The sequence below is a fragment of the Pseudoduganella ginsengisoli genome (assembly GCF_009720865.1).
Taxonomy (GTDB): domain Bacteria; phylum Pseudomonadota; class Gammaproteobacteria; order Burkholderiales; family Burkholderiaceae_D; genus Rugamonas; species Rugamonas ginsengisoli.
This window is the reverse complement of record NZ_WNLA01000031.1, coordinates 21,337-37,925: the sequence shown is the minus strand read 5'-3', so window position 1 is coordinate 37,925 and position 16,589 is coordinate 21,337. Positions and strand designations below refer to the sequence as shown.

General features: G+C 62.3%; 11 protein-coding genes. 9 read left to right on the top strand and 2 right to left on the bottom strand.

Translation table 11 applies throughout. The features are described 5' to 3' along the window. Nucleotides 1-3: 3 nt before the first annotated feature. Entirely contained in the window at nt 4-1,368 is a 1,365-nt protein-coding gene (locus GM668_RS27580) for a S1/P1 nuclease (protein WP_170305877.1), read from the bottom strand. 400 nt (nt 1,369-1,768) lie between these two features. On the opposite strand from GM668_RS27580, the gene GM668_RS27575 reads away from it, so the two are divergent. From GM668_RS27575 to GM668_RS27555, 5 genes are all read left to right on the top strand, one after another. Further along, nucleotides 1,769-2,575: a glycine-rich domain-containing protein gene (locus GM668_RS27575; RefSeq protein ID WP_155442186.1), complete on the top strand. Its 807-nt coding sequence runs from the start codon at nt 1,769-1,771 to the stop codon at nt 2,573-2,575. 140 nt (nt 2,576-2,715) lie between these two features. Next, complete coding sequence (locus tag GM668_RS27570; RefSeq protein ID WP_155442185.1) at nt 2,716-3,906, top strand: acyl-CoA dehydrogenase family protein; 1,191 nt, start codon at nt 2,716-2,718, stop codon at nt 3,904-3,906. 9 nt (nt 3,907-3,915) lie between these two features. Next, nucleotides 3,916-5,061: an acyl-CoA dehydrogenase family protein gene (locus GM668_RS27565; protein WP_155442184.1), complete on the top strand. Its 1,146-nt coding sequence runs from the start codon at nt 3,916-3,918 to the stop codon at nt 5,059-5,061. Nucleotides 5,062-5,202: 141 nt separating this feature from the next. Beyond that, the gene (locus GM668_RS27560) at nt 5,203-5,658 is read left to right on the top strand and encodes a MaoC family dehydratase (protein ID WP_155442183.1); all 456 of its coding nucleotides are present in this window, start codon (nt 5,203-5,205) and stop codon (nt 5,656-5,658) included. Continuing rightward, nucleotides 5,655-6,125, top strand: coding sequence for a MaoC family dehydratase (locus GM668_RS27555; protein WP_308506848.1), 471 nt, complete (start codon nt 5,655-5,657; stop codon nt 6,123-6,125). The genes GM668_RS27560 and GM668_RS27555 overlap by 4 nt, the downstream gene beginning before the upstream one ends. On the opposite strand, the gene GM668_RS27550 is transcribed toward GM668_RS27555, so the two are convergent. Next, a complete protein-coding gene (locus GM668_RS27550; RefSeq protein ID WP_155442182.1) occupies nt 6,122-6,583 on the bottom strand; it encodes a GNAT family N-acetyltransferase in 462 nt (153 codons plus the stop codon). The two genes, GM668_RS27555 and GM668_RS27550, sit on opposite strands and share 4 nt — an antisense overlap. Nucleotides 6,584-6,735: 152 nt before the next feature. On the opposite strand from GM668_RS27550, the gene GM668_RS27545 reads away from it, so the two are divergent. From GM668_RS27545 to GM668_RS27530, 4 genes are all read left to right on the top strand, one after another. Beyond that, the gene (locus tag GM668_RS27545; protein ID WP_170305876.1) at nt 6,736-10,014 is read left to right on the top strand and encodes a ligand-binding sensor domain-containing diguanylate cyclase; all 3,279 of its coding nucleotides are present in this window, start codon (nt 6,736-6,738) and stop codon (nt 10,012-10,014) included. Nucleotides 10,015-10,285: 271 nt separating this feature from the next. Next, nucleotides 10,286-12,049 (top strand): patatin-like phospholipase family protein, encoded by a 1,764-nt coding sequence (locus GM668_RS27540; protein ID WP_170305875.1) that lies wholly within the window; start codon nt 10,286-10,288, stop codon nt 12,047-12,049. Next, nucleotides 12,004-15,891, top strand: coding sequence for a non-ribosomal peptide synthetase (locus GM668_RS27535; RefSeq protein ID WP_155442179.1), 3,888 nt, complete (start codon nt 12,004-12,006; stop codon nt 15,889-15,891). Before GM668_RS27540 ends, GM668_RS27535 begins: the two co-directional genes overlap by 46 nt. Next, nucleotides 15,881-16,579 carry a TVP38/TMEM64 family protein gene (locus tag GM668_RS27530; RefSeq protein ID WP_155442178.1) on the top strand — a complete coding sequence of 233 codons (699 nt, stop codon included), beginning with the start codon at nt 15,881-15,883 and terminating at the stop codon, nt 16,577-16,579. The genes GM668_RS27535 and GM668_RS27530 overlap by 11 nt, the downstream gene beginning before the upstream one ends. Nucleotides 16,580-16,589: the final 10 nt, after the last annotated feature.

The window sequence follows — 16,589 nt, the reverse complement described above, 5'->3', positions numbered from 1 at the left end:
GCATCACATTCTTCCATAGTTCAAAATATAAGCCAGCCTTTTTCCGGCGAAAAGTAACTGGCGATTCATGATCTCGCGATGTTCAGCTGCAACAAGATATTCATTCGTCAGATGCACATAATTTCTATTGCCAAATTTTCGGTAGATTTCAACTGCTTGCCGGTGGCTGCCGGTAATCCATGATGCTGCTTGAGAGTTAGGTTCAAAGCCATCCCGTCCATAATTTTCAACTAAACCATGGGCATATTCCGCATCATCGCTATCGGAAATAATGCTGGCCGGGATCGTGCTATGCCAGATGGTTCCCAGCGTGGTGGGCCGATGCTCCAGGATAAATATTTTTCGATTGGAATTTTGCTTTTCGCTTAATGCCGTGCAACATAAAGGTTCATGGATGCGCGCTACAATAAAGGCAATATCTGCCAGCGCCTCTCTTTTTGCCCCGAGGCTTCCCGATTGCAACTGAAGTATCTTTTCGCGCAATATGGTGGTAATGCATGGCTGAGGACAATCGCGGTTTTCCTCAAATTGTTCAAATGTAACGGGAATGTTTGGCAGATTGGCGTCAAACGCATAGCGCATGCGAGGAGCTTCCATGTAGCGCCGATGTACAAGCTGGATGAATGAGTCACCGTTTAATATCCAGCCTATGCCTGCCGCGTTATTTGGGGCGACAAGATTGGTTGCGATCAAAACTGGAATAGCTATTGTGTGCGGCAGAGGCTTGTCAGCTGGTCTTTCTGTCTGCATGGGCGGTTCAATACGCGCCGGTAACGCCACCGGGCTGTAGCTGGGCGCAGCGGCAGGTGCATCAGGCACTTGCACGGGCTGGGTTGGTATATCTGCAGACAGCGCCCATCTGACCGAAGTAATAGTCTCCTCGGCGGCATTTAAATAATGAATCGATTGTGGTGAAGGTGCGATGTTGTAATAGGTATTATCCTTCAATATTTTTCGATAATGATCAACTTGGCTGTGGAGCTTTTCTTCGGCCTTCACCAGGTTTGTCCGCTGGTCTGGTAGTTTGCTGTTAGCATACAGCTGTAAGATATTGGTCGATAAAGCAACGGTGGTTTGTAACTTATTTCCTTCTTCTTCAGCGCGCTCAATTCTCTGGCTCTTATCCATGTTGGATAGCAGCTTGACGAGCAGGAAGCCGGAAAATCCCATGATCATGCCTGCCAGGGATAGAATAAATAGCTTGTTGATAATGGTAAGGATAATTTCCTTTGCGTGCCCTTTTTCTGCTTGAGGAATAAGTCCTTTCTTTATCATTAATTTGATAACGCTGAAGAAAATGAGCGCACATAAGCTGGCTACTGCTAATGGGTCTGTTATTTTCGATGCGATATCCAGCATGTCTTTCATGATACTCTCCGGCAGTGAGTGTGCATGTGACTGCATTGGGCGGCTTGTAACTGCTTTATCGTACGCGATATTGAAGGGAAGTTAAATGTCTTCTTTAGTTATTGCAACTTGATACTGACTTAAAGAGAAATATACTTTTCAATTTTCCAATTTTACTGGATGGAAAATATCAATGGCTGAGCAAGAGCCCGCGTCTATCGGGCCATGCGGCCTCATGAGAATAAATGTGTGCACCTGTGAGATTTGGTGAGATTCGCGGGTTATGATTGAAATAGCATTATTAACTATCACAATACGTCCCACTGACGGTTGATATGGACAGTGGGCATCTGGAGCGGCCGCGATGTGGCCGGCGCGGCTGAACCAGCCGAGCCGACGGTCACACCACGGAGGATACGCCATGTCCAGAACCACCGAACGCCTGAATGAGACGCAGCGGGAATTCCTGCAAAAGCTCAATAGCCTGGATTTCAGCCCGCTGGCCTATAAATTAATGAACCCGGAAGACCGCCCGGGCCTGTCGCTGGAACAGGCTGCGGACGCCATCACGAAATACAAAGGCTTCCTGTTCCTGACCCACAATGCGCAAGGCCGGGCTGTTTCGCCATCGCGCTACGTCGACTACGTGTGGCACACGCACGTGCTGGATACCGAGCTGTACCTGACCCAGACCGCGACCCTGTTTGGCCGCCAACTGCACCACTTCCCATACTTTGGCAAACGCGGCAATGCCGATGAAAAAGAATTGCTGGCCGCTGCCGACTACACGAAAGAACAGGCCCGCCTGTATTTCGGCTGGGACGACGACGACTGGTGCGGCACCCGGCCAAAAGGTCCGCATGGCCCGCGCGCGCTGGAAGAACTGGCCGGCATTATTTATCCGGCGGGCTTGCCGCAGGCAGGCGTCGTGCAGGGGCAGGACACCATCAGTATCCAGGTCGGCAATTTCCTGCACACGGTGCAGCACATCGGCTCGCCCACGGCCAATTTGTTCGGTTCACGGCTGTCGCACCTGGAAGTGCTGGAAAAACTGTTGAAACTGCCGATCTGGGTCATCGTCTGCATGCCGGCCGACCTGGCTACCTTGGGCGAGCTGGTGCAAATCCGGCGCGACAAGCTGGCGGACGTTACGAAGACCTTGCTTGAGCAGCGGCCGCAGGCGCCCGGCTTCCGGGCCGACATGGCGGCGCTGAACAGCATCCACTGAGTGTTTTCCAACCAGGCGGGCAGCACATGCCCGCCTAGCAACACTGAGCAAAAAATCCCTGTTGATCTTCCCAAAGTCTGCTGTACAATTAAATGAACGATCGTGCTTTTTTAAAACGTATCGAACATTAAGGGGACAGCATGGATTTGAATTACTCGCCGGAAGACCAGGCGTTTCGCGCCACTGTGCGCACTTTTCTTGAAGCGAACCTGCCGGCAGACTTGCAGCACAAGGTGCAGCGCCATTTGCGCCTGACGCGCGGCGATTACGTCCGCTGGCACAAGATCGTGGCAAAACAAGGCTGGGCGGCGCCCGCATGGCCGGTCGAATACGGCGGCCCGGGCTGGAATGCCGTGCAGCGCCACATCTGGGAAGAAGAGTGCGCGCGCGCCGGCACGCCGCCGATCCTGCCGTTCGGCATCAACATGGTGGCGCCCGTCATCATGGCGTTCGGTAACGATGAACAAAAAGCCCACTACCTGCCGCGCATCCTGCACTGCGACGACTGGTGGTGCCAGGGCTACTCGGAGCCCGGTTCCGGCTCTGACCTCGCTTCGCTGAAAACCACGGCGGAACGCCAGGGCGACCATTACATCGTCAATGGCCAAAAGACGTGGACCACGCTGGGCCAGCACGCCGACATGATTTTCTGCCTGGTCCGTACCGATACCAGCGTGCGCAAGCAGGAAGGCATTTCATTTTTGCTGATCGATATGAAGACGCCGGGCATTACCGTGCGTCCGATCATCATGCTCGATGAAGACCACGAAGTGAATGAAGTGTTCTTCGATAACGTGAAAGTGCCAGTCACGAACCTGATCGGCAAGGAAAACAAGGGTTGGACGTACGCCAAATACTTGCTGGGCCATGAACGCACGGGCATTGCCGCCGTGGGCCGTTCGCGCAAGGAATTGCACCTGCTCAAGCGCATCGCCGCCAAGCAAATGAAGAAGGGCAAGTCGCTGCTGGAAGATCCGCTGTTTGCCGCCAAAGTCGCGAACCTGGAAATTGAATTGATGGCGCTGGAAACCACGGTGCTGCGCACGATTTCGCAGGAAGAGCACGCACCGGGACCGCAAGCGTCGATGCTGAAAGTGCGCGGTTCGGAAATCCAGCAATGGCTGACGGAATTGATGATGGAAGCAGTGGGGCCGAACGCGCTCCCGTTCGACCCTGTCTACCTGTCCGGTGAGCGTGGCCATGCGCTCAGCGGCGACGACGATGCCGCGCCGCTGGCCGGCCACTACTTCAATTTCCGCAAGACGTCGATTTACGGCGGCTCGAACGAAATCCAGAAAAACATCATCACCCAGATGATCCTGGGCCTGTAAGGAGACAGCATGGACTTCCAATTCAATGAAGAACAGCAGCAATTCGCGGACGCGCTGCGCCGCTGGATCAGCAAGGATTATGATTTTGAAACCCGCAAGCGCATCGTTCATTCGGACACCGGCGTCTCGGCTGACGCGTGGGCCACGCTGACGGAACTGGGCATGCTGGCGCTGCCGGTGCCGGAAGCGCAGGGCGGCTTTGATGGCACGGCCATCGACATGCTGGCCGTGATGCAGGAACTGGGCCGTGGCCTGGTGGTGGAACCGTATTTTGCCACCGTGCTGGGCGCGCAATTCCTGAAGCTGGCCGGCGGCCACGAGGGGCTGCTGGCGCAAGTGGCGGCCGGTGAATTGAAACTGGCGGCGGCCTTGGGCGAGCGCCACTCGCGCCATGACTTGCATGACATTGCCGTCACGGCCAGCCGCGCGCCGCATGGCGACGGCTATCTGATCGATGGCGTGAAAACCGTGGTGCTGCACGGCGCCCAGGCCGGTGCGCTGATCGTTTCGGCACGCGTGGGCGGCGGCCAGCGCGACAAGGCAGGCATTTCACTGTTCGTCGTGCCGGGCGATACGCCGGGCGTGCAAATCACGGATTGCCGCACGCTCGATGGCATGCGCGCCGCCACCGTGCAATTCACGCAAGTGCTGGCGCCGCCCTCGGCGCTGGTGGGCGCCGATGGCGCCGGCTGGGATATCCTGGAAGCGGCGACCGATTATGGCGCGGCGCTGCTGTGCGCGGAAGCCGTGGGCGCGATGGACGCCGTGTTTGCCGCCACCTTGGAATACCTGAAGACGCGCCAGCAATTCGGTGCGCCGATCGGTAAATTCCAGGCATTGCAGCACCGTATGGCCGACATGTTCATCCACCTGGAGCAAGCCCGTTCGATGGCCATGCTGGCGGCCGTGAAAGTGCAGTCGCAGGATGCCGAAGAGCGCCGCCGCATTGTGTCGGCCGCCAAGGTGCGGGTGGGGCAGGCGGCAAAATTCGTCGGCCAGCAAGCCGTGCAGCTGCATGGCGGCATGGGCGTCACCGATGAATTGCCAGCCGCGCACCACTTCAAACGCCTGGCCATGATAGATTTGACCCTGGGCGACGCGGACCACCACCTGGAACGCTTCATTGCCCAGCCAGGATTCAAACAAGCCGCGTAAGAAGGCGGCCACGTACCGCCGGCCAGCGGCGCCTCTGCCAACTGCGCAGGGCGGGTTCCATGAACCCGCCATTGCATGCACCGCCTCTGGCGCAGGCTGTACTGGCCCGCATGCGTGGCGCCTGCAACATAAAGGAAACGTATGCCCGCCACTAAACACTGGACCTTCGAAGACTTCGAGCCCGGCCAGGAATTCGTCCTCGGCGCCAAGCACGTGACGGAAGAAGAGGTCATTGCCTTCGCCACGCAATTCGACCCCCAGCCGTTCCACCTGGACCACGCGGCAGCGGAAAAATCCATCTTCGGCAAGCTGGCGGCCAGTGGCTGGCACACGTGCAGCATGATGATGCGCGTGGTGGTCGACAACCTGCTGTCCCATTCCACCAGCCTGGGTTCGCCCGGCGTCGATGAAGTGCGCTGGATCAAGCCGGTTTATCCGGGCGATACGCTGACGGTGTCGTACTACACGAAATCCGTGCGCGCATCGCAGTCGAAACCGGACCGTGGCGTCGTGGTGTCGATATGGAAGGCCGTCAACCAGCACGGCGACCTGGTGGCGACAGTGGAAGGCATGGGCATGTTCGGGAGGCGCGCATGATGCCGGCTGCTATTCCGACCGTGATCCCGACGCTGGCCGACATGAAGGCGCTGGTGGGCAAGGAAGTGGCAGTCTCCGCGTGGTTCGACATCACGCAAGAGCGCATCAACCAGTTTGCCCACGCCACCGGCGACCATCAGTGGATCCATACGGACGTGGAGCGGGCGCGCAAGGAGTCGCCTTTCGGCGGCACCATCGCGCACGGCTTCATGACGATTGCGATGGTGCCCGCCATGCTGGACAGCGCGCTGACGATGGCCGACATGAAAATGGGCGTCAACTATGGCCTCAATAAAGTGCGCTTGCCGGCGCCCGTGCCGGCCGGCAGCCGCCTGCGGGCGCGGATGACGATACAGCGCATCGATGACATCGAAGGCGGCGCGCAAGTCGAGTGGGGCGTCGTCATCGAGCGCGAAGGCGGCGCCAAGCCCGTGTGCGTGGCGGAAGTATTAATGCGGCGGTATTAATGCGGCGGCGCCGGCTGGAATTGCAGCACGTGCGCCGTCGCGGCAAATGCTTCATTGCCGGCCAGTTTGCCGCTGACGGTATCGATGATGCGGAAGCCTTCGCTTTGATACAGCGCCAGCGCCGCATCGTTCCCGACCAGCACGTCGAGCGCCAGCGGTTTCGGCGCCGCCTTGACCACGGCCCGCAACAGCGCGCGTCCCACGCCGTTGCGGTAGCGCGACGGATCGACGTACAGCCACGTGACTTCATCGTTGGTATAACCGGCAAAGCCGGCGACCACGCCATCCTGTACGGCCACGAACAGCGTGGCGTCAAACAAGCCTTCCGTTTCGCCCGTTTGTTCAAGCGTAAGGAAAGCATCGGCCAGCCCGGACGCTTCCAGTTCAAAACGGCGCGCCGCGTCGTGGATTTCGCAGATGCGGGGCCAGTCAGTATGGTGGTATTGCCGGATGTGCATGGTGGGAATTATTTAATTGATAACTATCTGGCACTGTAACACACGCTTTTGCTATAGACAAACCGCTACGGGTTTCACGTAAAAGACATATGTAAAAAGCAGATTACGATGTTGCTGCTGAGCATGTAATAATGGGATTTTTTCCTGTGCCGATGACTTCACCATTCCGGGCGCGCCCCCGGCGGCGCAGCTTATTGTCATTGCTGCTGGCGGCGCTGCTGTTCACTGCGCCCACGCATGCTTGCGCGCAAACCCGTCCCGGCCTCGTGTCATTCCAGCGCCTGGCCATTCCTGACGACATTCCCGCGCATTTGACGACCGCCATGGCGCAAGACCAGCACGGCTTGCTGTGGTTCGGCACGCAAGACGGCCTGGTACGCTTTGACGGCTACAGTTACAAGGTGTACCGCGCGCGGCCCGGCGATGACCATGCGCTGGGCGGCAGCTACGTCCGCGCACTGCTGGTGGCCCGTGACGGGCGGCTGTGGGTGGGGACCGCCAGCGGCGGCGTGTCCGTCTTTGATCCCCGCACCGAGCGTTTTACGCAATACCGCCACAGTCAGGATGGCGCGGGACTGTCGCATGACCGGGTCGAGGGCATCGCCGAAGACCGTGACGGCATGATGTGGCTGGCCACGTTTGACGGCGTGGACCGGCTCGATCCGGCGACGGGCAAGGTTACGCACTTCCGCCATGATGCTCTTGATGCGGGCAGCCTTGCCAGCAATGAAGTGCGCAGCGTATTGGCGGACCGCGAAGGGCGGCTGTGGGTGGGCAGCCATGACGGGCTGCAGCTGTGGCAAGACGGCCGCTGGCTGCGCGTGGCGTCCACGCCGGGAGCACAGGGATCGCTGGCCGGCCAGCATGTCGTGCGTTTATTCCAGGATAGCCAGGGCCGCATCTGGATCGGCACCGACAGCGATGGCGCCGCCATGCTGGACCCGGCGCGCTTGCCGGAAGTGGCGGACGCGGTGCAGCCGCCGGCTGCAGACTTGCTGGTGCGCTGGCAGCCTGCCGACAAGCGCGACCCGCTGCAACTGGACCCGTCCAAACTGAGCTACCGCTGGGTGTACAGCTTTGCGCAGACGGCCAGCGGCGAAATCTGGGTCGCCACGTTTGGCAATGGCATCGACGTCATCGACCCGAAAACATTGAAGGTGGTGGACCGCCTGCGGCACGACGCCGGCAACACGAATTCCATCGGCGCCGGCCGCATCGGCGCGCTGCTGGCCGACCGCGCCGGTTCCATGTGGGCCGGTTCGTGGGGCGGCGGCGTGGCGCGGCATGATCCGCAATCGCGCGCTTTCCTGAAAATCCGTCACAGCGCCATCAATCCCGATACGCCGGCCCACCCCGGCGTCGTGCGCGCCATGCAAACGTCGGACGGCAAACTGTGGCTGGGCACCAATGGCGAAGGCGTCGACGTGCTGGACCAGGATGGCCACGTCGTGGCCCGCCACCGGCCGCGCCGCAACGATCCTGCCGCGCTGGCCGATGGCGCCGTCACGTGCCTGGCGCAAGATGCCGGCGGCGGCATGTGGGTCGCCACGCTGGATGGCACCTTGCACCGCCTGCGCGCAGGCGCCAAAGGGTTTGAGCGCTACAGTGAAGCGCAAGGCTTGCCCGGCGGGCCGATCCGCGCGATGGTGTTTGGCCCCGATGGCGCGCTGTGGGCCGGTTCATCGAAAGGACTGGCGCGCATGACGCTCGGCGCCGCCGCGGATGGGAAGATCACTGCCTACCGCCACGTGGCGGAAGACCCGGCCACGCTGTCTGGGCGCGAAGTGGAATCGCTGGCGTTTACGCCTGACGGGACGTTGTGGGCCGGCACGGAAAACGGCGTCAACGCGTTCAATCCGCAGACGGGGACGGCGGTGCGCATCCGCCGCGACCCGCAGCGCTCCGACAGCCTGCCCGATAACTGGGTGCCGGATTTGATGGTGGACCGGCATGGCAAGCTGTGGCTGGCCACGCAGTCCGGTGTGGCCCTGCTGGCCAGCTGGGACGGCAAACAGGCGCATTTCGATGTGCTGGCGCGCCGCACGGCCCTGGCGCCGCAGCCGGCCGAATCGCTGATCGAAGATGCGCAAGGCATGGTGTGGCTGAACGGCCGCACCCGCATCGATCCGGCGACGTGGACTTTCCACACGTTCGGCCCGGCCGATGGCGCGGACTTCCGTACCCGCTATATCGCCAGCCGCGCGATGACGCGCCAGGGCGATCTGCTGTTTGGCACGCCGGAAGGCTTGCTGGTCGTGCGTCCGGCCCTGCTTGATCCCCGCCATGCCGCCGTACCCGTGGTGGCAACGTCGTTGTCCGTGGCCGGCAAGCCCGTGCCGGGCGGCGCGGAACTGGCGTCGCTGGTGCTGACGCCGGCGCAGCGCGGCTTGCGGCTGGAATTCGCATCGCCTGATTACCGCGCGGCGGACCACGTGCGCTACCGTTACCAGCTCGATGGCTATGACGCCGACTGGGTTGAAGTCGATGCGCGCCAGCGCGTTGCCGCGTACACCGGGCTGCCGCCCGGCGAATACCGCCTGCGGGTACAGGCATCCGGCGCCGACGGCTGGCAGCCCGGTGAATGGAAACTCGGCGTCACCGTGCAGCCCGCGTTTTACCAGACCGTGCATTTCCGCGTGCTGATGTGGCTGCTGGGCGCCGCCACGGTGTTTGGCTTGTTCCGGCTGCGGTTGCGCCAGTTGCGGCGGCGGGCCGAGCGGCTGGAGCTGATGGTGGCCGAGCGCACTGCCGCGCTGGAAACCGCGTACCGCGACATTGAACAGGCCAGCCTGACGGATCCGCTGACGGGCCTGCGCAACCGCCGTTTCCTCGAACAGGCGTTCCAGGCCGACCTGGACCTGGTGGCGCGCCGCCATGCCAATGGTTCGCCGCCGCCGGATTCGGATTTGCTGCTGTTTATGCTGGACCTCGACCACTTCAAATCCGTCAACGACCGGTATGGCCACGCGGCAGGCGATGCGGTGCTGGTGCAGGCGGCCGGCGTGCTGCGCCAGTGCATGCGGGGCTCCGACCATATCGTGCGCTGGGGCGGTGAAGAATTCCTGCTGCTGGCGCGCCTCGTGGACCGCAGCCAGGGCCCGGCCATGGCGGAAAAAATCCGCGCCGCCATCGCCAATCATCCTTTCGTGCTGCCGGACGGCACGGTGCTGCACAAGACCGTGTCGATCGGTTACGCGGCGTGTCCCGCCGTGCCGGGCCAGATGGGCGGGATGAACCTGGACAGTTTGCAGCAGCTGGCCGATACGGCGCTGTATGCGGCCAAACGCAGCTGGCGCGATGCCTGGGTGGGCGTGTCGCTGGAAACCATGGGCAGGGAAGGGGCAGTGCGCCGCTTCCTGGCGGACCCGGCGGCGAACGCCAGTGAATGGCACGTGGAATCATCGCGCAGCGATGGCATGCAGTGGGGATAAATGGCCGCGAGGATTGTTATAAAAAATTTACTAAATGCAATAGAATTGATTTTGCGCAATGATTGTGTATATAATAATACGTATTTTGTAGCAATCTTGCGCCGGGTGAATGCCAGATTGACAAACCGTATCCCTGTCGCTCATCATAGGGAATGCCTTAGTGCATCTCTCTATGGTCGGCTGTGTTCTATGGTAGTGCCGCGCCACCGGTGCGGATCCGTTTAACAATTGAATGGCTCATATGGACCTGCATGAAAAGGCAATCAGGGTATTGCGCGCGAGTCGCGGATTCGGCGTACTCGATGACGCGGTACTGAATGACCTGGCGTCGGCGCTGGTCTTCCGCGACGTGTCCGGCGGCACCCAAGTCTACAAGGAAGGCGAACAGTCGGACAGTATGCTGTTCGTCGTCAGCGGCGGTATGCGCGTGTCGCGCGGCGCCGGCGCGGACCTGAACCTGTACAACGAAGTGCGGCCCGGCCAGAGCGTCGGTGAAGTCGGCTTGATCTTGCAGCAGCCGCGCACGGCGGACGTCACGGCGATCCGCGATTCCACCGTGGCCTACCTGTCGCGCGCCAGCTATGAAGAATTGCTGGCCAAGCACCCGCTGGCGCTGAACCAGGTGTTCGTCAAAACCGTCTATAACTTCATGCGCCACACGCCGGTGGCGCACCAGCAATATGCGCAATCGTTTGCCGTGGTGCCGCTGCATGCCGGCGCCGAGGCGGCCGAAGTCGCGCACCGGCTGGCCACTGCATTTGCCACCATGGGCAGCGTGCACCACCTGCGTCCCCCTGCTGACGGCAGCAGCCACGTGGGCCGCCACGCGGACGAGCTGGAAGGCGAATATGAATTCCTCGTGTATGAAGCGGAAGACAAGCCATCCGAATGGACGCGGCGCGCGTTCCGCCAGGCTGACCAGGTGATTTTTGTCTGCAGCGCCGGCACGTCGCAGGCGATCGGTGAAATTGAAGACCGCCTGATGCAGGAACCGGGCTTCCACCTGAAGCGCAAACACCTGGTGCTCGTGCATAAGGATGATGCGCGCATTCCCGCCGATATCGGCCTGTGGCGCGGCGTGCGTGAATTTGAGCGCACCTATCCCGTGCGCGAAGGCCGGCCTGCCGACTTTTCCCGCCTGGCCCGTTTCCTGACCGGTACCGCGGTGGGCGTGGTGCTGGGCGGCGGCGGCGCGCGCGGCTTTGCCCACCTGGGCGTATTGCGCGCGCTGGAGGAATGCGGCATTCCCGTCGACCTGGTAGGCGGCAATTCCATGGGCGCGCTGATCGGCGCGCAATTCGCGTGCGGCGTGCCGCTGGAAGAAATCCGCGAGCGTACGCAGGCATTTGCGGGCGGCGGCGAACGCCTGACTTTGCCCGTGATTTCCATCGTGTCCGGCCGCCGCGTCGAACGCGATTTAAAACGCATGTTTGGCGACACCACGATGGATGACTTGTGGACGCCATTCTTTGCCGCCGCGTGCAACCTGTCCAAGGGCATTACCACGGTCCAGGACCGGGGGCCGCTGTGGCGCGCAGTCCTGGCCAGCAATTCGCCGGCCGGCCTGTTCCCGCCCGTGCTCGACAAGGGCGACTTGCTGGTGGATGGCGCCATTCTTGAAAACGTGCCGGTGGAAGCCATGCGCGTGCGCCTTGGCACGCCGCTGGAAAAACGGCGCGGCAACGGCACCATCATCGCCATCGACGTCGATGTGCGCGAAGGTCCAGGCGCAGACCCCAGCCTGAACCGATTGTCCGTGTGGAAGACCGTAAAAGGGTACTTCAGTCCGAACGCCAATCCCACTCCCAGCATTGCATCCATTCTTTACAGCGCCGGGCATATCGGCGGCGCCGCCCAGCGCGGCCGCACGATTGCCCAGGCGGACCACTATCTCGAACCGCCCGTCGCGGAATTCTCGCTGATGGGCTATGCCCGCTCGCGTGAAATCGCCGAAGTGGGCTATCGTTATGCCATCGAAAAAATTGAAAAATGGACGCATCCAGTTCTATCAGGCCGCGCGTCAATGAGGGGTTGAGCCGCGCACAGCCGGCTGAAGATTCGCTGCGTCTGTCACTGAGTCAAAGGGAAGTCTGGCTGGACCAGCGTGCCTGGCCGGCTTCGCCGCATTTGAATATCGGCGGCGGCGCCTACCTCGAAGGACCGCTGGACTTGAACCGCTTCCGCCAGGCGCTCGTGTGCCTGGTTGCGGAAAGCGAAGCCTTGCGCCTGGCGCCGGATTCAAACGGACGGCAAGTGCTGCTGCCGGCGTTTGAACGGGACCTGGAAGTGGTGGACTTGTCCGCCAGCCTGGATCCGCGCAAAGCCATGCGCCAGTGGTGGTCGGCCCGCATCCGCGAACCGTTCGTACTGGACGGCACGCCGCCATGGCGTTTTACTTTGCTGCGCGGCAGCGATGACCTGTATGGGCTGACGATCCAGTTCCACCATTTGATCATGGATGGCTGGGGCACCACGCAAGTGATGAAGCGCTGGAGTGAAATCTACAACGCGCTGGCCTTGTCCGTCATTTGCCCGCCAACGGATGCGCCGGGCTACCGCAAATTCATTGCGGAATCCCATGCGTACCGCGATTCGCCCGCCTATCAGGACGATGCCGTGTACTGGCGCACGCAAGTGCCGGAAGTGCCGGCGCCGCTGATCGAGCGCCGCTACGATTACGAAGGCATGCACGCGGGCCAGTTGCCGCAGTCGCGCCTTGTCGAGCAGCGCATTCCCCGCGCGGATTATGAGCGGGTCGAACAGCAGGCCGCCGGCGCCGGGCTGACTGTGTTTAACTATGTGCTGGCCGCGCTGGCGCTGTATTTTTCCCGCGTCAATAACGTGCAGGAAGTGGTGATCGGCGTACCGAGCCTGAACCGTTCGGGCCGCGCGTATAAATCCACGCTGGGCATGTTTGCCGGTGTGCTGGCGGTCAAAGTCGCCGTGCACCCGGACATGCGCGTCGATGAATTGCTGGGCGCCACGCGCATCGCCATGCGCGGCGCGCTGCGCCATGCGCGCTACCCGCTGTCGGACCTGGGCCGCGAGCTGGAAGTCATCCGCCAGGGCCGCGATGGCTTGCTGGATATTTTCCTGTCGTTCGAGCGGCAGGATTACTCGCTGGCGTTCGGCGATACGCCGCTGGTCGATGCGCGCCAGCTGTTTTCGGGTTCGGCCCGCTATCCGCTGGGCGTCACCGTGTGCGACTTCCATCCCGGTGAAGACCTGGAGCTGGTGCTCGACGCTAGCGAAGCGTGCTTTGCGCAGGGAGAGCCGGAATTGCTGGGCCGCCGCCTGTGGCACCTGGTGGAAGCGATGCGCGCGCATCCGGAGTCGGGCATTGCGCAATTGTCGATCGTGCCCAGCGAAGAACAGTGGGCCGTGCTGTATGGTTTGCACCGCGATATCGCGACGCATGAATATCCGCCGCCATTCATTACCCTGTTCGAACACCAGGTGGCGCTGCGGCCGGAAGCGCCGGCCGTCGTGTGGGATGAAGGCGAGACAGATTACGCCACGCTGAACCGGCGCGCCACCATGCTGGCGCAGCGCCTGGTGGCGCAGGGCGCCGGCCGCGACAAGGTGGTGGCCATGGCGATGGCCCGCACCTGCTCGATGGTGGTGGCAATGCTGGCGATTTCCAAGACTGGCGCCGCGTTCCTGCCGCTGGATCCCGATGCGCCGCTGGAACGGCTGGCCGATATCCTGGAACAAAGCCGCGCCTGTGCATTGATGATCGATCCCGCAGCCGGCGGCCGCCTGGGCCAGCTGCATCCGAATATCGTGCGCGTGCGGTGGAATGAACCGCTGTCGGATGTGTCGGAAGCGCCTTTGCCGCCGCTGACGGCCAAGCCTGCGCCGCGCGATTTGGCGTATGTGCTGTTTACGTCCGGCTCCACGGGACGTCCGAAAGGCGTGATGGTCGAACATGCTGTGCTGTCGCGCCGCCTGGCGTGGCTGTCGCGCGCGTATGGCGTGGACTGGCGCGACTGTTCCGGGCAGTCGACGCAATACACGTTCGACCCGTCGCTGATCGAATTGCTGCTGCCGCTGATTAACGGCGGCAGGGTGGCATTGCCGCCGCCGGGCCGCCTGCTGCCGGAAACGCTGCCGGCCTTTGCGGCCCGCCACGGCGTGACGTTCATCGCGTTCGTGCCCACCACGTTGCAGCGCTACCTGGATGGCTGCGCCGGCGTGCAGGGCTTGAAATTGCGCGTGGCCTGCTGTGGCGGCGAAGTACTGTCGCCGGCGCTGGCGCGGCGCTTCGTCAACGAGACGGGCGCGCGGCTGTTCAACGTCTATGGCCCGACGGAAGCGTCGATCTTTGCCACCGCGTGGGAGTGCCAGGGATCGGGCGACGATACGCCTTTGCCGATCGGCCGTCCGATCGACGATACCCGCATTTATGTGCTCGATTCGCAATTGCGTCCCATGCCGCTGGGCATACCGGGTGAAATCTACATCGGCGGCGACACGCTGGCGCGTGGCTACCTGCACCGGCCGGAACTCGACGCCGCTGTCTTCCTCGACGACCCGTTCCAGCCCGGCGCCCGCATGTACAAGACGGGCGACCGTGGCTGGCTGGGCGTGGAAGGCAACCTGCACTTCGTCGGGCGGCTGGACCGGCAAGTGAAATTGCGCGGCTACCGCATCGAGCTGGGTGAAATCGAGGCGGCGTGCCTGCAAGTCAACGGCGTGTCGCAGGCGGCGGCGCGGCTGGTGGAACTGGGCGGCAAGCCGCAAATCCACGCATGGGTCGGTGCAGCCGACCACGTGACGGCGCAGCGTTTGCAGTCCGTACTGCGCCAGCGCCTGCCCGACTACATGATCCCCAGCGCCATCTGCGTGCTGCCACGGCTGGCGGAAAGCACGGTCGGCAAGATCGATTACGATGCGTTGCCGTTGCAGCAGCCAGGTTCGCTGGCGGAACCGGCGCGGCCTCCGGGCACGGCGCTGGAACGGGAACTGGTGGCGATCTGGGAAAGCGCGCTGTCGGCGCGGCCGATCGGTATCCACGACAACTTCTTCGACATTGGCGGCGACTCGCTGGCCGCCGTCGCGATTCTATCGGCCATCGACAGCCGCCTTGGCTGTTCGGTGCCGATGTACACGCTGACGGAACACCCGACCATCGAGCGGCTGGCCATTGCGCTGGGCAAGAAGATCACGCCGCCCGACATGATCCTGTCGCTGTCGCCGGAAAATGGCCGCACGCCGCTATACCTGGCCGCGTCCGGACATGGCGACTTGCTGCGTTTTACGGAACTGGCCAGGCTGGTGTCGGATACCTATGACGTCTACATGCTGCAGCCACCAATGGATAATCAGCTGAAAGACGTCGCCAGCCTGGCGGAACTGTACGTCAACTGCATCGTCGCACAGGGCCGGGAACCGGGCATCATGGCGGGATTTTCTGTGGGCGGCGTGGCTGCGCTGGAAACCGCCCGCCTGTTGAAAAGCAGCGGGGCGCCGGTGCGCATGCTGGTGCTGCTCGATACCATCCACCCCCGTTCCATCGTGGGCGGCGTGGGCTCGTGGCGCGCGCTGGGGTGGCTGGTGCGCACGCTGCGGATCCAGGAATTGAGCCTGAACGGGCGCCGTCTGGGCGGCCTGGTGGGCGATCCGGGCCTGGTGGCGCAAGTGATGGCGCTGCGCGGCTTCCAGCCGCGCGAATTCGATGGCCACACGTGCCTGGTGCGTTCGTCCGGCCTGGCCAACTGGGACCGGCTGTTCTTTGGCAAATGGCGCCGCCTGCTGAAGGACCGCCTGTCGGAACGGCGCGTGCCCGGCATGCACGGCTCTATTTTCGAGAGCAACAACATCAATGAACTGGCCGCCACCCTGAACGCCATCATGGACGAGCGCCATGCAGCGTGAGGCAGGCGGCCAGTCCGACAAGGCGCTGCGCCGCCGCCTGATGGCGCTGGGTGCGGCCATTGCGCTGCTGCTGGCGCTGGCGGCCGGCTGGGCGTGGTCGCCCATGAAATCCATGCTGGACCTCGATACCATCGTGGCCGGGCTGCGCGGCGTTGGCCAGTCATTCGGGATTCCGGCCGCCATTGCCGGTTTTGCCGTTGCCGTGGCCACCGCCGTACCGCTGACATTCCTGACACTGGTGGCCATCGTGGCGTTCGGGCCGTGGGGCGGCTTTGCCGTGGCGCTGCCGGGTGCGTTGATCGGCTCATCGCTCAGCTATGGCGCCGGCATGCTGCTGGGCCGCGAAGCCGTGGCCAGGCTGGCGGGGCCGCGCATCAACCTGGTCAGCCAGCGCCTGGGCGAGCGGGGCTTGCTGGCCATCGTGCTGATCCGGCTGGTGCCGGTGGCGCCATTCCCCATCGTAAACATGGTGGCCGGCGCCAGCCATATCCGCTTGCGCGACTTATTGCTGGGCACGGCCATCGGCATGACGCCCAGCACCGTGTTCATGATGTGCTTTGTCGACACCATCATCGCGTCCATGAAGCAGCCCTCCGGTTTCGGCATCGGCTTGCTGGTGTTGACGGCAATCTTGCTGGCTGCAGGCGGCTGGGGCTTGAAACGCTGGCTCAAACGGCAAGGCAGCTGACCCGCGGACG